The following is a 19,691-nucleotide window of genomic DNA, read 5'->3' on the forward strand; positions in this document are numbered from 1 at the left end:
CCCCGCCCTAAAGGGTGCCCGCTTGCGCATAATAAAGCGCAAGCGGGCACCCTTTAGGGCGGGGGGCTACGCTGAGTACTACTCTTTCACCTGTTGCAACGCTTTTCCCGTCAATCGAAGTTTGGCCGTTGGGTCGGCGGTTAGGATAAGGCCCTGCTTGAAATCAGTGTACTGAAACAGGCGTGAACTATCACGAGCAGTAATTGTCCCTTTCTGAATGTTGTTATTGATGCCGTAAAGCACCAACTGATTACGCCCCGTTAACGAAGCCGTCAACTGATTATATCGTACATGTTCGATCAGGGTAATTCCCCCCTTGCCGCTCTGATTGACCGTTAATGCGTCGCCCTCAAATTCATGGATCTGGCAAAGTGCATTGACTGTAGAGACTGCCTGAAGCGTGGGCAACTGCACCACTAGTTGAGGGCTGTGCCACTCATCATCTTCATCTTCTACCCGAAAACTCCATCCATCTACCGGGTTAACTTTCAGGAAAAGGGTGTCGCGCTCAACTTTGTAGGTGTAGGTCGGTCGCTTCCATTCTCCCAGCGAATCGGCTAGCAGGCGGGGCGTTTTACCGGGTTCGATTTGCACAATAGCCGCTGAAGGACCGCTGATATGAACGTTCTGAAAAGCAGGTAACGGCTTTTTCTGCCAGCGGGCGTATTTGTCTGATTTGTCGATTGAATCGAACTGATGACGAATTGAAACAGCCGCGCCGAACATGGTAACGACCAGGAACAGAGCGAGGCCGATCAAGAGTTTGATGCTCGTTTTCATGAGGCGGAGGCTAGTTGAAACGCGTTAAAACGGGATTCGATTTCGGTCATGCTAATGCCCAACAGCGTCATACTGCGGAATAACTCGGGTAGTTCTATGTCGAGAAAACGGGTTCGACGCATGGATTTTACTCGCTCAGCGGCATCGTCGGCGGCGTAGTAGCCCATGCCGCGTTTATTGAACAGTATGTTTTGCTGTTGTAAATAATCGAAGGCTCGCATGGCGGTGTTGGGGTTAACTTCCAGCGACGAGCCTAGGTCGCGCACCGACGGAATACGCTCACCGGGTGGCCAGGCCTGCTGGAGAATCTGCTCGCAGACATAGTCGGCGATTTGCAGGTAGATAGGTTGTTTATCGTTGAATTCCATGTTGTTACCGTTCTATTTCGTTGAACCTGACGCGGGCAGTAATCCAAAAGATGAGCAACGTACCTGCGTAGGCTCCGTATTTCAGCCATTCAGGAGGGCCTAGTAGTTCATAGCTGCTTTCGGAACTGTGAATAGCAATAGGATAAAAGGGTAGCGCCGTGCCTACACCTGTCCCGCTTGATTGAATGCTCACTATCCAGCGATATAGCAACAACAAGCTAATCGTGAGGACCAACGCAAGCCCCACATTTCGAATAAACACACCACGCCGGAAGAAGAAGCTCCCAATTAAGGAAATGGCAAGGCTAGTGAAGAGAAAATAGGGAATGAGCAACAGAAATTCCTTTTCACCTTGCAATGAGTAGGAGGTGTAAAAAAGCAGTGTCGAAACGTACCTGTCGGGCTCTGTTGCTGGAAGTCGGCTATTAGCTATCTCGAATACAATCGCCTCATAACCAAAGTAGACGATAATCAATAGTAGCAGAGCGCTGATGCAGTATAGCGTGCCTAACCAGAATTTTTCTGCCCGCGAGGCCGGAATCATCAGGTACGATATAGCCGATTCCTGCCGGAAAAGAGAACTAAACACGTCACTGCCTATGCTAACTGCGACGATTAGTGATAAAAAATTAAAATAAGCTACGTTTTTGCTATAGACCATTGGAAAGACATACGCACTTGTGTCCGTAAGAACCTGCGATGGTACCAGCATACTGATGGGTATCAAGGCTAAAGCAGCAATCAAGTACGTACGGCCTTTGGTGGCCCATAGCCAGCGGTTCAGGCGGGTAAAACGGGTGAAGGAAAAGGTCTGATTCATGATTTTGGGGCCGAAAAAAGCGTTTTTATTCGTTGTGGATTGCTGATGGCCGCGTTGAAAAGCCGTTCCAGATCGATCGGGGTATCGTCGGTGGGATCGTTGTTTTCGAGTACCACGGCATTGCCGCGCAGGCTGGGCTCGGCATAAAGGGCATCGGCCGGTACGTCACGACTAAGCATTTCGAAACGAAGGCGTTGTGTGACCCGCTCGAGCGGCGCGTTGAGGAGCAGTTCATGATCGTTTAGAACCACCACCGAATCGATCAGCGCGTCGAGGTCACGTACCTGATGGGTCGAAATCAGAATCAGTCGATCATCGGTAAGGGCGGCCGACACTATTTTGCGAAACTGACTTTTCGAGGGAATATCGAGGCCGTTGGTGGGTTCGTCCATCAGCAATACGCTCGTGTTAGCGGCCAGTCCAAAGCTGATGAAGATTTTCTTCCGCTGCCCCAGCGACAGATCGGCCAGTTTGCTAATTGTGGCGGGCAGTTGAAATGCTTTGAGATATTGCCGGAATTGGGCGTGGTTGAACTTCGGGTAAAATACGCTCATCGTAGATACGTACCTGGCGAGGGTCATGGAAGGAGTATCCACTTCTTCGGGAATAAAGAAAATGTCTTCCAGAAAAGCAGGTTCCCGGCGGCGGGGTTCCCGATCGTTTACCCGAATCCGGCCGTCGGTCGGGAACAGAAGGCCCGCCATCAAACGCATCAGACTCGACTTTCCCGCCCCGTTCGACCCAAGTAGTCCGTAGATCCGTCCCGGTTCGAGGTGGAGGCTTAAATCCTGCAACACCGGCGGTTTGTTGCCGTAGCAGAAGGTGAGATTAGCTATGTTTATCATTGTTGCAGTGTATTAGTGATATAATACACTGTAATACTAAGGTGAATTTTTGATTTGACAAGCGATTGGTCAAAAATTCGCCATCTTAGCCGGGCATTTCTGACCTGCCTGTTTCATGAACTACCGCTCCCGCGTCTTATCTTTTCTATCTGTCCTGTCCATCATCACCTACATTGACCGAACGGGTATTTCGCTGGTAGCCGCCGATATGAAGCGCGATCTGAACATTGAGAACGATGCCTGGGGGTGGGTACTCAGTGCGTTTGCCTTAGCCTACGCCACTTTCGAGATGCCAACAGGAGCAATGGGCGACCGGCTGGGTCCACGTCGGGTGCTGACCCGGGTAGTGGGCTGGTGGTCAGCGTTTACGATATTGACCGGAACCGCCACCAGTTGGCTGTATCTGGTTATTGTCCGCTTTCTGTTTGGCATGGGCGAAGCTGGTGCTTACCCCAACGCGTCGATCGTGGTATCGCGCTGGTTTCCACGTCAGGAAACGGGCCGGGCACAGGCGTTTATATGGGCCGCCGGTCGGGTAGGGGGCGTGTTGGCCCCGTGGATTGTGATTCCGATCTCAGCGTTTTACGGCTGGCGGATTGCCTTTTTCGCGATGGGGCTGCTAGGGCTGGTTTGGGCCGTTTACTGGTTTATCTGGTTCCGTGACTTTCCGCACGAACAACCCAATGTGCCTGCCGACGAGCGTACCCACATTGAAACAAATCGCTGGTTCAAACTCAATACGCACCATATTCCGTGGCGGGCACTGTTCCGCAGCACCAACATGTGGGCCATCATGCTCATGTTCCATTTCTACATGTACGGAGCCTATTTTTTCACCGGCTGGCTACCAACGTACCTGAAAGAAGGTCGTCATTTTGATAAAACGCAGATGCAGCTATTTGCCACGCTGCCCTTTATACTGGGGGCTATCGGCTGTTTTACTGGCGGCTTTGCCAGCGATTGGCTGGCCAAACGCTACGGCCTGAAAGTGGGTCGACGGGCGGTAGGTATTGTCGGCATGGGTTTGTCGAGCATCAGTATTTTTCTGTCGGCCAGCACGGCTGATAATCAGACCGCGGCTATTCTGCTGGCGATGGGCATGGGGTTCAAGGACTTGACGCTCCCCGTTTCATTTGCTGTTTGTAACGATGTGGGCCGCAGCCAATCGGGCGTGGTGTCGGGGGCTATGAACACCTTCGGGCAAATGGGTGCCGTTTTCCTGGGCGTACTGTTCGGCTATATTGTGAAAGCCACCGGCGATTTCAACCAGCCACTGTTCATGATTTCGGGCCTACTCCTGCTCAGTTGCCTTCTATGGATGCGCATCGACCCCACGGAAGAAGTGGTGATTTAGGCGTGGGGTAATCGGTCTCACCGGGCTGTACCCGGTGCAAAAGATGCTCCGCTCTCTTTGGGATTGAGATTTGATTTAGGACGTTAATAAGCAACGCATCCATTGCATCGGGCACCGCCCGGTGAGACTAAATCCCTCAGGCTAGATCCCCTGCGCGGTACCGGCTACGTACCAGAGGTTAGCAATGGCTTTCTGGTATTTGGTGCGGAGTTCTTCCAGCTTCACGCCCAGATCGATGAGTTTACTTTCACGGGAATTGACCAGAAAGAGCGAGCTTTCACCCAAAAAGAAACGTTGCTGTTCGGCCTGCACCAACCGACGCTGATTAATAACAGCTTGTTGCTGCACCCGAATCTGTTCGTTGAAGTTTAGAATTTCGTTGCGGGCAGTTATAATATCGTTCTGAATATCCCGCGAAACCTGTTGCCGTTCCAGGGTCAGTTGTTGCCCCTTGATCTGTACCTGACGGAGCTTGCCGCGTTCTTTCCGCAGAAACAGGGGCATGACCAGATCGAGGCCAATTTTGTGGTTGGCCAAACCAAAGGCATAGTAGCTGCTCCAGTCGTAGGCCTGTGCCAGATTGGGGGTTTGACTCAATAAATTGGCGCTCAGGTTGATTTGTGGTTGAATCAACGCCCGCCGAAAGCGTTCCTCCAATTGGTTCTGACCGGTTTTAGCGTCGAGGCTTAGTAGTTCGGGATGTTGTTCTATGGCCTGGCTTAGTAGCGTTTGTACAAACTCGTTGCTAACCGGCTCGCTCACCGCCGATTGGGGCACCACGTTAGTAGGCATATCAATGGGTTGGTTGTTGCCAGCCCACAAAAAGACCGACAGGCGAAGTCGGGCATTTTGTAAATCCACCTCTGCTTGCTGCCGTTGCACCAACCTATCCTGCACGGTAATCAGCGCCTCGGTGGTATCAATGGCGGCGGCTTCGCCAATTAGCGCCCGCTGCCGTGTGCCGGCAAAACGAAAGTCAGCCAATTCGAATCCCTCGTTGATAAGCCGATATGATTGGTAAGACAGATACCACTCCCAATAGGCTTTTGCTGCATCGAACAGCGTTTTATTGATCTGTTTGCGCCGATCGGCCTCGGCCAGGTTAAGCCCAAGCTGAGCCTGACGAAGCGTGGTCCGTCGTCCGTCGATGAGCAGAGTTTGACCCACCGGTACGCTGACGCCGACCAGCACTAACCCAGAGAACGGCGTTTTTACTTCCGGGTTTACCCGCTCGCCAATGGCCCGGTCGTAGCCTACCTTCAGGTCGATACCGCCAGGCATAATGGGAACCGACAGGCCCGACTGCCAGCGGTTATAATACAGATCTGAACCAAACTCTTTACGGTCGAAGTAAGAGGTGATTTTGGGATCGAATGCCCCGCGTGCCTGCATAATTTCGGAACGGGCTTCGTCGGGAAACAGAGCTGCCTGTTTTACAATAGGGTGATACCGCACCACTGCCTCGAAAAATTCAGCGGCGGTAAATACTACAGTATCTGCCGGTGGGGTCGCCCGCTGATCTAGTTGCCGGGCTGGCTGCTGAGCAAACACATCGATTGGCGTGAACAGGCTAAGCACCAGAAAAATGTCCAGGATTAGTTGCAGCATAAACGACCAGACCGAGTATGAGGTTGTTGCGTTAGGGAAACCTCCTGTCCGCTCAGCGCAACAAACCACACGGTTAGGGTCTGTTGACCTTATGGTTACGAGTTGCTTGTTCATTTTTTTGCTCCTCCTTTATCAGCTGTCGGTTCTGCCTGAAGGCTTGGGGGGAAGCCATTCAATTGCCGCCAGATTTCGTACCAGATGGGCACATCGTCGAGCATTACCCAGCCATAAACCCCTGATCCTACCCGCAGTTGTTCGGGCCATTTGGCGTCTTTTTCTGTTTGTTTGGGTCGAACCAACAACCGGTACTTACCATTGGTGCTGGCTACGGCGTCAATCACGGCTACCTCACCCCCAAACGTACCCACCGCTACGGTGGGCCATCCCGAAAACTGAATAGCTGGCCATCCGTCGAACTCGATTCGCACGGTGCGGCCACGCTGAATCAGTGGAACGTCGTTAGGCCGCACAAACAACTCCACAGCAATTTCGGGGTTATCGGGTTGCAGAGTCACAATGGATTCGCCTTCCTTGATGGTTTCGCCAATACCCGCCTTGAACGTACCTACGACGTACCCGTCCTGGGGGGCACGAATCACGTACAAACCAAGCCGCACCTCTACACTACTTATTTTATTGGTGATTTTAGATACCTCCCCCGCTGCATCGGCCCGGTACGACACCGCCGAACTCCGGTCCGACTCTGCCTTGGCAACTTTCTCCTGATAATCAGCCTGAATTGTGTTCAGATCAATAATGGAGTTGGTCAGTTCCTGCCGCGAGACATTCAGCTTTGCCTCCTGCGAAATCACCTTAGCGTAGTCTTCCTGCAATTTCAGGCGGCGACTTTCCAGGTCGGTCAGCGAAATGAGCCCGTCTTTATATATCTGCTCTGAACGCGCCACCCGGTCGGCGGCAATGCGGTAGTTGGTGCGTTGCGCAATCAGATCCGTGCTGTCGCTGGTGACCTTAAACCGGTTCTGTTTCACCTTGTTCCGGGCTGATTCCATTTTGGCGGTCAGGCCGGCCGATAAGGCTGTGATCTGCTCATTCAGCGCTTCGATTTTAGCGTTGGTTGCCTCCACGCTGTTTTCCTTAGCTCCCAGTTGTTCGCGAAGACGTTCCGGTAGGTTTGGGTCGAAGTATTCGTCCTTTATTTCTGAAATAATCAGGATGGTATCGCCCCGCTTCACCCGTTGCCCGTCGCGTACATACCATTTTTCAATTCGGCCCGCAATGGCATTCTGAACCGTTTGTGGCCGGTCTTGCGGGGTAAGTGCGGTCACTACTCCCTCGCCGTTAATGTTCTGCTGCCACGGTAAAAACATGGTGGCGAAGAGTATAAATAAGAGCAATAGCATCCAGCGTCCCAACGAGCGGCCCGCCTTTAGGTCAGGGAGTTCGTGGAGCGTCTGAAGCGGGTAATTATCAATTATATCGTCGTTAACACGACCGTTCGACAGGTTGAGCATAAAGATTATGACTGGTGGACTTCATCTACAAGTGGAAAATCAGTTACCTGTCCGATTTTTTCGGAAGCGGTCATCAGATCATACACCACATCAATACCCATAATTAATTTATCTACAGAGCTGGTAATCAGGACAATAACCAGCTCGGCGGCTACAAACTGACCTAATGTCATCTCGCGACCAACCACCAGGGCTGTACCTAGAATAAGCAGCCCGCCGGTGATGATTGTTTTAAACGCAACGGCGCTGTAGTAAAAACGCTTCAATACCCGGAAGTGGTCATTTCTGTAGGAGATATACTGAGCCACATAATCGTCGGTGTGCTTCATCAGATCATCCGTTTGTTCATGTTCCCGCAGGGCTGGCAACCGGCCGGCCATATCTTCAAGCCAGGCCACCAGTTTGTACTTGTATTTCGATTCGCTGAGGCTGGTTTTCAAGGCGCTTTTGCCGAATAGCCCCAGTAAGCCAGTAACAACGAGCAACGTGATAATACCGAAAGCGATGAAAACAGGGTGGTAAAAAGAAAGCAAAATGATACCGAACAAAATCTGCACAACTGCTGCGGTAAGGTCGATCAGGAGTTTGGGCAATCCCTTCTGAATTGTGAGCACGTCGAAAAAGCGGTTCATCAGTTCAGGTGGATGTGTTCCTTCGAGCGATCCGGGTTCAATACGAGGTAGGCGGTACGTAAATTCAAAAGCGGCCTTCACGAAAATGCGCTGCTGAAGTACTTCAACCAGTACCTGCTGCCCTACCAGAATGAACCCACTGATGATGACGCCAACAATGATCAGCCCGATGAGTACGTACACGGAACTGAAAACCATTCCCCCGGATACTAGATTGAAAACCGCCTGAATTCCGAGTGGTAACGACAGACTGATGAGGCCTGACACAACGGCATATAGATAAACGTACCCAATGTCGCGACGTTCGGTATTCAGAAGCCGAAGCAGTCGCTGTAGGGGGCTTGGAGGGAGTTCTGAAATTGGGGCCTGGGCCATACAGTAAAGATTAGTCTGGTACTATGACGCTTGATAGTAAAGCTATCTGTTTTGACAACGTAACTTTGATACAAAAAAGTTTGTTGTACCTTTATAATTGTATTTTTACCTTTTTAGTTGGCTATCGCATGGAGTATTCTGTCCAGGTACGTATGAATGAGAAGCTGTTCCTTCGCGATCCGGAGCAGTCTGAACTAGGTCGCCGTATTATTCGGCAGGGAATTTTGCTCATCAGCGAAATTGGCTTTGAAGAAACTACCTTCCGAAAGCTGGCCGATCGGATGGGTACCAAAGAGGCCAGCATTTACCGGTATTTCGAGAACAAGCACCGGTTGCTCGTTTACTTGATAGCCTGGTATTGGCAATGGCTCGATTTTCAGGTGATGTTCGAGACCAATAACCTGACTGATTGCCGCGAAAAACTGGAACGCGTTTTACGCGTACTACTCCAGACAAATATATCCACTCCCGCAACGCCAGATGATATTGATCTTGGTGCCTTGCACAACATTGTCATCTGCGAAGCCAGCAAAGCGTACCTGACCCGGCATGTGACAGAAGATAATCGGCAACAGCTATTTAAGCCCTACAAAGACCTGACAGCCCGGATTGCTAATCTCATTCTCGATTTCCGCCCCGATTATCCCTACGCCCGCTCAAGGGCTAGCTCAATTATCGAAACGGCGCATTACCAGTCGTTCTTTATGCGGTATCTACCTTCCCTTACCGACTTTAAAGGCACCGATCTGAATGCTTCATTGCTCGAATACCTCCGTCATCTACTCTTCTCCACACTGGAGGTGAAGGGGTGAGGAGTGAGGGGGTGAGGAGTGAGGGGGTGAGGAGTGAGGGGGTGAGGAGTGAGGGGGTGAGGAGTGAAGGGGTGAGGGGTGAAGGGTGAAGGGTGAAGGGTGAGGGGCGAAGGGCTTCGCGCTTTAGGCCTTCGACTAAGCATCCCCGCCAAGCTCATGATGAGATCACTCACTCTTCACCCCTCGCCCCTCACTCCTCGCCCTTCACCCTTCACCCTTCACTCCTCACCAATGCTAACCACACTATAGGCTGCCTGATTGGGTTGGCGTATTTGCTCGCCGATCTGGGTACGTACCCGGTCATCGTCGTGAATAACGAAGAGCGTGTTTGGATCAGTGAAGGTCATATCTTCAGCTTTGTGTTTGAAGGTAAGGGGAGCACCATTCCGGGTACGTATTAGTTGCAGATTGCCGCCGTTCTGCATGTCTTTGGCCGAAATAACCCAGAGATAAGCACCAATTGTGCTGCCCTGTTCAAAAGAGGTCAGGAGCCAAAAACAGTCTCGGACAGGGTCATACTCAATGCTCGAGATTGCTAGCGGCTTCGGCAGGGCCACATCCACATCACTTACATCAAACGTTCTGACCAGTTCAGGAGTCTTCAAGGTGATTCTGCCTCGACCTCCTGTGGCTTCGTGGCTGTTGTATTTGGCTCTCAGAATCGTGATCCGGTAGTCGAATTTTTCGTAGCTCTCTCCCTGTTCCCGCACCCCAAACCAGAGGTGTGTGTTGGTAGCCGCCAGTCCTTCAATCTTGAAATAGGGTGAACCGCCCAGTACCTCCTGCAATTGACGCCGAAGGCCCAGCGACGTTTGTTCGTCTTTTCGCTTCCCCACTACCTCCACGTCCCCTTCCTGACCGGGGTGCCAGGCCAACAACATATTGTAGCCGTCGAAATCAGCGGATCCGGGCTTGATACGATCGAAAGCGGTGGTCAGAAACGTCCATTTTCGGTTCGGGCTTTGGGCAAACTCTTCGAACTTATGAGCCAGTCTCAAATACGGCTGATCCAGATAAACGGGGTTTGCCGCTGCTATGCCGGCCGCCGATTTGGCCAAATTTGGTCCGGTAATGTAAAAGACCGACGAACGGGGCGCAGGCATGTCTTTATCGTTGGCCAGGTAAATGCGATCGCCCTGCGCCAGCACGGCCGAGGCCTCGCACCAGGTTTTGCCTTCGGCCAGGCCGGGTTCAAAGCAGGTGATAAATCCTTCGTTAGTGATCTGCGCTCGTGGGGGCGAGAGCGGTTTGGCGGTCCGGCACTGATAGAAAAATAGGGTTGTCAGGGGGAGCAGAAACCAGGTACAGATTTTTTTCATAAGGTTGTAAAGAACGCAAATTGCACTGAAAGCTTATTGATTTTACACCCAACGGTGGTGTGTCCTACTCTCTCTGCGTTAGAACAAAAATGTAACCGTGTAGTAAAAAAAGGAATCTATTGCACATTCTCTTCTTTCGTGAAACGATTTAGATACCGACTTGTACAGAATCAAGAATTTTGGTTAAATGATTGTTAATCAGGTTGTTTAGTCTTGCATTTGAATCGTCGGTCGGCCCACCTTTGTCGAAGAAATAACAACTGTACAAAGACAATGAAACAGATTCGTGTAACAATCGCAATGCTCGCAGTAGCATTAACGCTGACCACCGCAGGGAGTGTCGTGGCTCAGTCATCAACCGTGAATGGTCCGGTTAAAGTAGCCAAATCAGCCGCTAAAAAAGTACGCCTGCAAACGCCGGTTGGCGCTACCATGGACGTAGCCGTTATCGACCAGATAGGTACTGTACTTTACGCCGGTTCGTTCCGGGCAAAGGACAGCCGGGGCACATCGCTAAACCTGTCGAACCTGCCCGAGGGTCGTTACTTTATCACCGCCACTAACGACGACGTGTGGATGTCGCAGGGCATTATGGTCAATAACGATCAGGTAAGTGTCGACGCTCAGAACGTCACTGAAGTGGTTCGCCCGGCTCTCGTCTCCTACGCCCAGAACAAATATGAGCTGGTTATGCCCGGAGTGAATTCACTCACGGTAGCTATTTACGACCGGATGAATGATCTGGTTTTTACGAAGTCGTTCGGAAGCGCCGGTGAGGTACACCGTTTTGACCTGAGTTCACTGCCAAGCGGTGACTACACATTTGTGTATGGTCCGTCTGAGAAGCAGTTTACTGAACGCGTAGCCATCAAATAGTATGTTGGCGCGCCTGTATTTGACGTTAAACGTTGGTCATTTTTTCCAGCGTTTAACGTCTTTTTTGCTTTATGTCTGGACGGGTTTTCGTTAGCTGAAGCCCATCACCCGGCGCACCCGGCCAATGGTTTCTGAAGCCACTGCGCGCGCTTTCTCTTCTCCGGCGCGTAACTCTCGCTCCAACTCAGGGTTCCCCTCAGCCATTAACTCATCAAAACGATCGCGTTCATTGGCAAAGCGTTCGATCATAAGTTCGTAGAGTTCTTTTTTGGCGTGGCCATATCCGTAGCCACCCGCTTCGTATTTCTGCCGAAGCTGAGCTACCTGCTCGTCAGTAGCCAGCAGCGAATAAAGCTGAAACGTGATGTCGGTATCCGGATTCTTGGGCGACTCCAGTGGCGTTGAATCGGAGATAATCTTCTTCACCACCTTATACAACTCATTGGCGGGCAGGAAGATGTCGATGTAGTTATTGTACGACTTGCTCATCTTGGCCCCGTCGATACCCGGAATGGTCATTATTTTTGAGTCTATTCGGGCTTCTGGCATCACAAACACCTCATCGTTGTAGTACCGATTTACGGCCCCGGCAATGTCGCGGGCCATTTCCAGATGCTGGCGCTGATCCTTTCCTACGGGCACCAGTTCAGCATCGTAGAGCAGAATGTCGGCCGTTTGCAAGACCGGGTACGTGAATAGCCCTGCATTGGCTAATGATGGCATTTTCTCCAGCTTGTCTTTATACGATGTGGCGTTTTCCAGCATCGCCATGGGCGTGAAGCAGTTCAAGTACCAGGCCAACTCGGTATGTTCCGGTACCCTTGACTGCCGCCATAGGGTATTCTGCACGGTATCATAACCAAAGGCCAGCCAAGTGGCCGCAATGGCCCGCACGAATTCGCGGCGGGTGTCACCGTCTTTTAGGGTAGTGAGTGAATGAAGGTCAGCAATAAACAAAAACGATTCATTGCCAGCCTGTTGTGATAATTGAATAGCGGGCAGAATAGCCCCCAATATATTACCCAGATGCGGCCTGCCGCTACTCTGAATTCCGGTCAAAATTCGAGACATTTGATTTACGATGTACAACTTACGATGTACGATTTTGTGTGTGCTTACCAGACCCCAAGAGTCAGAATGATGCCTTCTTGGTATTGTTGTGCCTAGTTTTTGATGTCTTACTGATTTGAGTGAAGATGGCTGTGAGCTCATTGGCTTCACGCCATACTGGGGCAACTGTTTCGCGAGGCAACAGTCCCGCTTCCGCAGTTAGTTCTATCCAATAACATGATTCATCAGCCTCTTCCTCCACGTTGTCAATCTTGGAAATAAAATCGGCCATCGACTTAGCGCGGCAGGCCGCCCTGTAGTTGGCACCAATAGAAGTTCCAGAACGAACAAGCTGGTTTCTGATGGCCCTCCCTGCTGTATTCTCTGGAATAAGCCCAACAAGTTCAATGACCATCAGTGCAAACGTCTTTGTTCGCTTCTTCAACTCATTACTATCCATGCTGTAGCGTAATGGAGCAGGTGAAATCGTACTTCGTAAGTTGTAATTCGTACCTCATTGTCCTTGTGCTTCCACAACGGCGATGGCTACCATGTTGACGATTTCGCGTTCTGATGAGCCTAACTGAAGCACGTGAACAGGTTTGTGTAATCCTAGCAAAATTGGCCCAATGGCGTCGGCACCGCCTACTTCCGACATTAGGTTATACGCAATATTACTGGCCGAGAGGTTTGGGAAGATCAGTGTATTTGCGCCTTCGTCAACGAGTTTACTGAACGGGTGGTTCTGTTTCAGCAGTTCGGTATCGAAGGCTAAGTGCGCCTGAATTTCGCCATCGACGATCATATCGGGGTACTTTGATTGCAGGAGCGAAACAGCCTTACTCATTTTCTGTCCATCGTCGCCGTCGGCAGAGCCAAAGTTCGAGTAGGTGACCAGGGCAATACGCGGTTTGATGTTGAACTGTTCAACGGCCCGCGCAGTCAACTCCGTGATCTCGACAATCTCTTCAGCAGTGGGGTTAAAATTCACCGTGGTATCCGAGAAAAACAGCGGGCCGCGTTTGGTCATCAGAATGTACATACCCGCCACGCGTTTTACCCCTTCCTGCTTGCCAATGATTTGCAGGGCGGGCCGAATGGTGTCGGGATAGTTGCGCGTTAGGCCAGAGATTAGGGCGTCGGCTTCGCCCGTTTCTACCATCATCGCTCCAAAATAGTTGCGGTAATACATGAGCTTACGCGCCTCACGGGGATTAAGCCCTTTCCGTTGCCGCTTCCGGAAGAATTCATCAGCAAACCGGCCAATGAGCGCATCCTGTTCAGGTGAACGCGGGTCGAAAATAGGCGTATCGCCCAGATCCAGGCTGTTTTGCTCGATCATCTGCCGAATCATGGCCGTTTCGCCCAAAAGTATTGGTTGTGCAATGCCCTCGTCACGTACCTGCTGGGCAGCTTTCAAGACTTTCAGGTTCTCGGCGTCGGCGAAAACAACCCGCTTCGGATTACTCTTGGCCTTGTTGATGATGACTCTCGAAATGCTGTTGTCTTGGCCTAAACGGCGGGCGAGTTGCTGTTCGTAGGCGTCCCAGTCGGTAATTGGGTGTTTGGCTACGCCCGATTCCATCGCGGCTTTAGCCACGGCGGGGGCTACGGTAACCAACAGCCGGGGATCAACCGGTTTCGGGATAATGTATGTCCGGCTAAACATCAGGTTGTCGGTGCTGTAGGCCATGTTTACCATGTCGGGAACAGGCTTTTTAGCCAGCTCGGCCAGCGCGAGCGTAGCGGCCAGCTTCATGGGCTCGTTGATCTCTGTAGCCCGCACGTCGAGCGCTCCCCGGAAAATGTAGGGAAAGCCCAGCACGTTGTTTACCTGGTTCGGGTAATCTGACCGGCCCGTTGCCATAATCAGGTCCGGCCGGGCGGCCATCGCTTCTTCATAGCTGATTTCGGGTGTTGGGTTGGCCATGGCAAACACGATCGGGTTGTCGGCCATGCTCTGCACCATCGCCTGATTTACCACGTTCCCTTTCGAGAGGCCAACGAATACATCGGCTCCAACGAAGGCTTCTTCGAGTGATGTGAGGTTACGAGTGGTGGCAAACATGGCTTTGCGCACATCAAGGTCAGTCCGGTCAGCGCGGATCGGGCCTTTCGAGTCGCACATGACAATATTGTCGAGGTTAGCGCCCAATGCCACGTAATGTTTGGTGCACGAAATAGCGGATGCGCCAGCTCCGTTGACCACAATTTTCACGTCGCCGATCTTTTTATCGACCAACTCCAGTGCGTTCAGCAGAGCGGCGCCGGAGATAATGGCCGTTCCGTGCTGATCGTCGTGCATGATCGGAATATTCAGCTCATTACGTAGCCGCTCCTCGATCTCGAAACACTCGGGAGCTTTGATGTCTTCCAAGTTTACGCCACCGAACGTTGGCTCCAGAATCTTCACCGTGCGCACAAACTCATCGACGTCATTGGTGTTCAACTCCAGGTCAAACACATCAATGTCGGCATAAATTTTGAAGAGCAGCCCTTTTCCTTCCATCACCGGTTTACCGGCTTCGGGGCCAATATTGCCCAAACCTAATACTGCCGTTCCGTTTGAGATTACCGCTACCAGATTGCCTTTTGCGGTGTATTTATACACGTCTTCCACGTTGTCGGCAATGGCCAGACAAGGCTCTGCCACGCCCGGCGAGTAGGCCAGTGTTAGGTCACGCTGGGTACTGTATGGTTTAGTGGGAATAACTTCCAGTTTGCCGGGACGTCCGTTGGCGTGGTAGTCAAGGGCGTCTTCGCGCCTGATTTTCTGTTGCATAAGATGAGTTGCGGCCAGAGTTTCCCGGAGGGTTCGGCCTAAATGGGGCCGCTAAACTACAAAACGGAGATTGGCTTGCCTACAAAAGACATACTCCCGGCGGTTAGACCCGGTAGAAGGAGGTAGGTAGAGGAAGGTAGTTAAGGGGGTGGCAATCGGGTAGCGGCCCACGAAATGAGCTGCCAGCGCCCTGCTGAAAGGCCTTTCACCGGCCGAGTGGTTTGCAGGTTCCAAACGTCCGTATACGCCATATACACAGGAGTGGACTTGCCATTGACTAACAAAACCACCCGGGCCCGGCCTGTCACAATGGCCAGTGAGGTGGTGATAAAATGAACTTTTACGCTGTCTGTATCGATGGATTGGTAATTCCACCGGCCCGTCATCAGGCTGTGTATGAACTGCTGCTTCGTTTCAATCACGCCATTTGAGTGCGAGTAGACCAGCTTGTCTGAAAGGAGTCTGGTTAAGGCTACAGAGTCTTTTTTAATCTGGGCGGCAAAGCGTTGCTTATCTGAGTTGATCAACGCATCGTGGAAGGGCGTCTGAGCAGCCGATGCGAGGCCTGAAAGTAATAGACAGACTAGTGTAACAGATCGGAGAGGCATGACAGTACAACGTTCAAAGTCTAATGTTCATCGTAGCTCTGCAATTTAGCGAACTACCTTGAACATTAGACCTTGAACGTTGGACAATAAACATTAGACCTCAAAGGGGCTTGGCCCGCTTATTCCCACTCAATCGTAGCGGGTGGTTTCGAAGAAATGTCGTACACGACGCGGTTCACGCCTTTTACTTTATTGATGATCTCGTTGGAGATATCGGCTAGGAACGAGTAGGGGAGATGTGCCCAGTCGGCCGTCATGCCGTCTACACTGGTTACAGCCCGAAGGGCTACCACGCGTTCGTAGGTACGTTCGTCGCCCATTACGCCCACACTTTGAATGGGAAGCAGCATCGCGCCCGCCTGCCAAACCTGATCGTAGAGCCCTTCGCGTTTCAGTCCGTTGATGAACAGCGCGTCTACTTCCTGAAGAATAGCCACTTTTTCGGGCGTGATATCGCCCAGAATCCGAATGGCCAGGCCAGGGCCGGGGAACGGATGACGACCCAGAATAAACTCGGGAAGTCCCATTGACCGGCCAACGGCACGTACCTCATCTTTGAAGAGCGTGTTTAGTGGCTCAACCACTTTCAGCTTCATAAAATCGGGCAGACCACCCACATTATGGTGCGACTTGATCGTGGCCGATGGACCTTTCACGGATACCGATTCGATCACGTCGGGGTAAATGGTGCCCTGCCCCAGCCAGCTTACGTCTTCGATCAGGTGAGATTCCTGATCAAAGACATCGATAAACGTTTTACCAATGGCTTTCCGTTTGGCTTCGGGGTCGGTGAGGCCGGTGAGCGCTTTGTAGAATTGTTCCTGCGCATCAACACCTTTTACGTTCAGCCCCAGTGTTTTGTAACTGTCTAAAACGCCCTGGAACTCGTCTTTCCGGAGCAAGCCGTTATCAACGAATATGCAGTACAGATTTGGCCCGATTGCCCGATGAATGAGCATCGCTGCCACCGACGAATCAACGCCGCCCGACAGGCCGAGTACAACTTTGTCGTCGCCAATTTTGGCTTTCAGTGCTGCAACCGTGGTATCGACAAAGGAATCGGCGGTCCAGTTTTGTGAACAACCACAAATGTTGACAACGAAGTTTTGAAGTAGCTGTTTGCCCTGAAGCGAGTGCGTCACTTCGGGGTGAAACTGAATACCGTAAGTTTGTTCGCCACGTACCTGAAAAGCCGCCACCCGTACCGTTTCGGTCGAGGCAATGACGTCAAAATCGGCGGGGATCTGTGTGATTGTATCGCCGTGCGACATCCACACCTGCGAATGCTGATCGATACCCTGCATGAGGCTACTTTCGGCATCAACGGTGCCTAAGCGGGCGCGACCATATTCACGGATCGAGGACGGTTGCACTTCACCCCCACTGCTTTGGGCCAGCAGTTGAGCACCATAGCAAACGCCCAACAATGGGAGTTTGTGGCGGAAAGCTGCCAGATGAACGGTGGGTGAATCGCTGTCGCGAACCGAGCAGGGGCTACCCGACAGGATAACACCTTTTACATCGGGCGAAATAGAAGGAAGGTTATTGTATGGATGTATTTCGCAATACACATTCAGTTCACGTACCCGGCGGGCAATCAATTGAGTGAACTGTGAACCAAAATCGATAATCAGAATCTGTTCGGTGGCCATCGTGAGTTTCTAAAGCACAAAGCTACATCAAATTGCCCCACCAGCCGAAACAGGCTTGATTATTGAAACAATGATATATGATGGGCAACTCATTTCCCACGCAATGCTACCGGAAATGAGCTGTCTAAGTGCCTGATTACTAGTGTCGGGACCTGTAGCCTAACGTTTCACTCAAACCATTATGAAAATCATGACGTCTGAATCTTTCTTTGATGCCCTGTCGATGCCATTCCCCAAAAGTGTGGAAAAAAATACCCCATCGAACAACAACCAAAAATTACTGATCCCTTTCTTCGACCGTAAGCGCACTGTTTCTGTCGATGAAATTGTCCGGCTCGAAGGTTCAGGCAACTACACCAACTTTTATCTGAAAGACGGCACCAAAATGTTGGTATCACGTACGCTTAAAGAATACGAAACACTGCTCGATGGTCAGGCGTTTGTGCGTGTGCACAAGTCATGCATCGTTAACCTGAGTTTCGTACGTAAGTTCTTCGTTAAGAAAGAAGGCGAACTCGAATTATCTGACGGGCAGCAAGTGAAAATTTCACGTCGCCGCGCCCAGATGTTTATCGATCGTATTCGTGACTATAGCCCCTCTTTGGTGAACTAGGCTCTACCTTAATTTCATCAACGAAAGATATCCGACCCGGGTCAGCGTAGTATACCCTAAGCTGACCCGGTTTTTTGCGTATTGGGAATTGTACTACCGTTTAATAAAGAGCACGTAAAACTACGTGATCAGGTGGGGGGATACACGTGATTATCTTAAACCAATATTTTATAATTAGCTCAATATTAGATAGTTACTATTGAATTTCGTGTATATACATTGATCGCTCTTTTTAGGGAACGGTAGCCAGCTTGTAGTTTTGAGTCAGTCAAATGATCCACTCTCAACTCAGTCTAAATACCCAAAACTTATGGAAGCGAAATTTTTAATACCAGCTACGTCGGCAGTAACACCCCACTATCCTGCTACGTATACCCGAAATGCGCATCGTATGGCTTTACCGTATCTGAATCGTACGGTGATGGTATCTATCGATGACATCGTTTGTTTGCAGGGGGAGGGTAACTACACATTTATTCACACCCGCGATCGCCGCAAGTACCTGGTATCAAAAACGCTGAAAGAGTTTGAGAAAACGCTCGACAGTTCCATTTTCATCCGCGTTCACAAATCCAATATGATCAATCTGGCTTATGTGCAATACGGAGTTTTTGCCCGTGACCGTATCATTCGCATGGCCGATAATCGGGAGATAATCGTATCACGGCGCCGCTTGCGGGAGATCACACAACTCCTCAACCAATACCTGGAATACCTGAATTAACGTACCTGAACAGCCTACTAAAAAGGCCCCATCCGAACATTCGGATGGGGCCTTTTTAGTAGGCTGTTCAGGTACGTTAGAAAATCTTGTAAGCCAGCGTGATCTGCCATGATTTGGCCCGCTGACTGAAACTACCAGCCGATGTGTTTACCTGCGCTACATCAGAGAGGTTACCCTGATACCGAACATCGAGGCCAAGGCTACCCAAATCAAGACCACCGCCAATCTGGTAGCTGTAATAGGCTTTCGACCAGGCATCGTTCAGTGTACTGGACGTATATTGCTTGAGGGCATCACTCAGACCGGCGTTGTCATTGATACGGAATGAAGCCATTGGGCCAACCATAAACCGTAAAGGTCCCCCTTTCAAACCAAGCAGTACTGGTACGTCGAAACTGGTTGTTTTGATCGTCACATTCTCCGTCACACCATTTCTGACCACGTCGAACTGACCTTCCTGCGTGGTGTAAAGCACTTCCGGCTGAATAAACAGGTTCTTACCGATGCGGGTATACACACCGAAAGAAGTACCGGTGCGGCTCTTGTAGCTGTCCGAAATATTGTCGCGCAGTGTCTGTCCATTTACGTCTACATTAGGCGAGCCATTGGCGTTTGTACTTGCGTTGACAAACGGCCCAAACGTCAGTTTCGAGAGGTTAACCCCCCCTTTAACGCCAATTTGAAAGCCTTGTGCGTAGGTTAGCGCTGGCAGTACGGCAATGGCGATGCCGAGCATAATTCTTTTCATGGAAATGATAGTGTTCTTCATTGGATGCAGGGGTTTAACGCGGAAACAGCCCCGACTGGTCAAAAATCAACTATTTCTGAGCCAACGGCGTTTCATTAGTGAACAGTTGTTGGTGATTGGCAATCAATCGACAATGGCCAATTGCCTGCTCTACTGATGTTCATAAACCATCAATAGGCCAGTCAGTTGGTTGTTGTTTTCACTTTGATGAACGACGAAGTGTATCGTTTAATGCGAAGCGGATAATTGTTAT

The 19,691-nt window shown here is 50.9% G+C and carries 19 protein-coding genes; 5 read left to right on the forward strand and 14 right to left on the reverse strand.

What is annotated here, in order from left to right:
- Positions 1-78 precede the first annotated feature (78 nt).
- The 4 genes from ACAW87_RS03985 to ACAW87_RS04000 are packed head-to-tail and all read right to left on the reverse strand — an operon-like array spanning position 79 to position 2,813.
- Positions 79-780 carry a hypothetical protein gene (locus ACAW87_RS03985; protein ID WP_370721866.1) on the reverse strand — a complete coding sequence of 234 codons (702 nt, stop codon included), beginning with the start codon at positions 778-780 and terminating at the stop codon, positions 79-81.
- Positions 777-1,148 (reverse strand): GntR family transcriptional regulator, encoded by a 372-nt coding sequence (locus tag ACAW87_RS03990; protein WP_370721867.1) that lies wholly within the window; start codon positions 1,146-1,148, stop codon positions 777-779. The genes ACAW87_RS03985 and ACAW87_RS03990 overlap by 4 nt, the downstream gene beginning before the upstream one ends.
- 4 nt (positions 1,149-1,152) lie before the next feature.
- Entirely contained in the window at positions 1,153-1,968 is an 816-nt protein-coding gene (locus tag ACAW87_RS03995; protein ID WP_370721868.1) for a hypothetical protein, read from the reverse strand.
- The gene (locus ACAW87_RS04000; protein ID WP_370721869.1) at positions 1,965-2,813 is read right to left on the reverse strand and encodes an ABC transporter ATP-binding protein; all 849 of its coding nucleotides are present in this window, start codon (positions 2,811-2,813) and stop codon (positions 1,965-1,967) included. Before ACAW87_RS04000 ends, ACAW87_RS03995 begins: the two co-directional genes overlap by 4 nt.
- Before the next feature lie 115 nt (positions 2,814-2,928).
- Here ACAW87_RS04000 and ACAW87_RS04005 point away from each other — a divergent pair, with 115 nt between their 5' ends.
- Positions 2,929-4,167 carry an MFS transporter gene (locus ACAW87_RS04005; RefSeq protein ID WP_370721870.1) on the forward strand — a complete coding sequence of 413 codons (1,239 nt, stop codon included), beginning with the start codon at positions 2,929-2,931 and terminating at the stop codon, positions 4,165-4,167.
- Between the two features lie 141 nt (positions 4,168-4,308).
- On the opposite strand, the gene ACAW87_RS04010 is transcribed toward ACAW87_RS04005, so the two are convergent.
- The 3 genes from ACAW87_RS04010 to ACAW87_RS04020 are packed head-to-tail and all read right to left on the reverse strand — an operon-like array spanning position 4,309 to position 8,254.
- Positions 4,309-5,889 carry a TolC family protein gene (locus ACAW87_RS04010; protein WP_370721871.1) on the reverse strand — a complete coding sequence of 527 codons (1,581 nt, stop codon included), beginning with the start codon at positions 5,887-5,889 and terminating at the stop codon, positions 4,309-4,311.
- Positions 5,886-7,247 (reverse strand): HlyD family secretion protein, encoded by a 1,362-nt coding sequence (locus ACAW87_RS04015; RefSeq protein WP_370721872.1) that lies wholly within the window; start codon positions 7,245-7,247, stop codon positions 5,886-5,888. Before ACAW87_RS04015 ends, ACAW87_RS04010 begins: the two co-directional genes overlap by 4 nt.
- A 5-nt stretch (positions 7,248-7,252) precedes the next feature.
- Complete coding sequence (locus tag ACAW87_RS04020) at positions 7,253-8,254, reverse strand: ABC transporter transmembrane domain-containing protein (RefSeq protein ID WP_370721873.1); 1,002 nt, start codon at positions 8,252-8,254, stop codon at positions 7,253-7,255.
- Positions 8,255-8,382: 128 nt separating this feature from the next.
- Here ACAW87_RS04020 and ACAW87_RS04025 point away from each other — a divergent pair, with 128 nt between their 5' ends.
- Positions 8,383-9,066 carry a TetR/AcrR family transcriptional regulator gene (locus ACAW87_RS04025; protein ID WP_370721874.1) on the forward strand — a complete coding sequence of 228 codons (684 nt, stop codon included), beginning with the start codon at positions 8,383-8,385 and terminating at the stop codon, positions 9,064-9,066.
- Positions 9,067-9,284: 218 nt separating this feature from the next.
- On the opposite strand, the gene ACAW87_RS04030 is transcribed toward ACAW87_RS04025, so the two are convergent.
- The gene (locus ACAW87_RS04030) at positions 9,285-10,385 is read right to left on the reverse strand and encodes a hypothetical protein (RefSeq protein ID WP_370721875.1); all 1,101 of its coding nucleotides are present in this window, start codon (positions 10,383-10,385) and stop codon (positions 9,285-9,287) included.
- 273 nt (positions 10,386-10,658) lie between these two features.
- Here ACAW87_RS04030 and ACAW87_RS04035 point away from each other — a divergent pair, with 273 nt between their 5' ends.
- Positions 10,659-11,261 (forward strand): T9SS type A sorting domain-containing protein, encoded by a 603-nt coding sequence (locus tag ACAW87_RS04035; RefSeq protein ID WP_370721876.1) that lies wholly within the window; start codon positions 10,659-10,661, stop codon positions 11,259-11,261.
- Positions 11,262-11,351: 90 nt separating this feature from the next.
- Here the strand turns inward: ACAW87_RS04035 and trpS are convergent, their stop codons facing one another.
- The 5 genes from trpS to guaA form a co-directional block, all read right to left on the reverse strand.
- Positions 11,352-12,332, reverse strand: a complete 981-nt coding sequence (gene trpS / locus ACAW87_RS04040; RefSeq protein ID WP_370721877.1) for a tryptophan--tRNA ligase — start codon at positions 12,330-12,332, stop codon at positions 11,352-11,354.
- 61 nt (positions 12,333-12,393) lie between these two features.
- Positions 12,394-12,771, reverse strand: a complete 378-nt coding sequence (locus ACAW87_RS04045; RefSeq protein ID WP_370721878.1) for a four helix bundle protein — start codon at positions 12,769-12,771, stop codon at positions 12,394-12,396.
- A gap of 54 nt (positions 12,772-12,825) precedes the next feature.
- On the reverse strand, positions 12,826-15,093 hold the full coding sequence (locus ACAW87_RS04050; RefSeq protein WP_370721879.1) for an NADP-dependent malic enzyme: 2,268 nt from the start codon (positions 15,091-15,093) through the stop codon (positions 12,826-12,828).
- A gap of 140 nt (positions 15,094-15,233) precedes the next feature.
- Positions 15,234-15,701 (reverse strand): nuclear transport factor 2 family protein, encoded by a 468-nt coding sequence (locus tag ACAW87_RS04055; RefSeq protein WP_370721880.1) that lies wholly within the window; start codon positions 15,699-15,701, stop codon positions 15,234-15,236.
- A gap of 119 nt (positions 15,702-15,820) precedes the next feature.
- Positions 15,821-17,353 (reverse strand): glutamine-hydrolyzing GMP synthase, encoded by a 1,533-nt coding sequence (guaA, locus tag ACAW87_RS04060; RefSeq protein WP_370721881.1) that lies wholly within the window; start codon positions 17,351-17,353, stop codon positions 15,821-15,823.
- Between the two features lie 181 nt (positions 17,354-17,534).
- Between guaA and ACAW87_RS04065 the strand changes: the two genes are divergently transcribed.
- The gene (locus tag ACAW87_RS04065; RefSeq protein ID WP_370721882.1) at positions 17,535-17,966 is read left to right on the forward strand and encodes a LytR/AlgR family response regulator transcription factor; all 432 of its coding nucleotides are present in this window, start codon (positions 17,535-17,537) and stop codon (positions 17,964-17,966) included.
- A gap of 310 nt (positions 17,967-18,276) precedes the next feature.
- A complete protein-coding gene (locus ACAW87_RS04070) occupies positions 18,277-18,690 on the forward strand; it encodes a LytR/AlgR family response regulator transcription factor (RefSeq protein ID WP_370721883.1) in 414 nt (137 codons plus the stop codon).
- Positions 18,691-18,766: 76 nt separating this feature from the next.
- On the opposite strand, the gene ACAW87_RS04075 is transcribed toward ACAW87_RS04070, so the two are convergent.
- Positions 18,767-19,438, reverse strand: a complete 672-nt coding sequence (locus tag ACAW87_RS04075; RefSeq protein ID WP_370722812.1) for an outer membrane beta-barrel protein — start codon at positions 19,436-19,438, stop codon at positions 18,767-18,769.
- Positions 19,439-19,691: the final 253 nt, after the last annotated feature.

It is taken from the genome of Fibrella aquatica (assembly GCF_041321135.1).
GTDB classification, from domain to species: domain Bacteria; phylum Bacteroidota; class Bacteroidia; order Cytophagales; family Spirosomataceae; genus Fibrella; species Fibrella aquatica.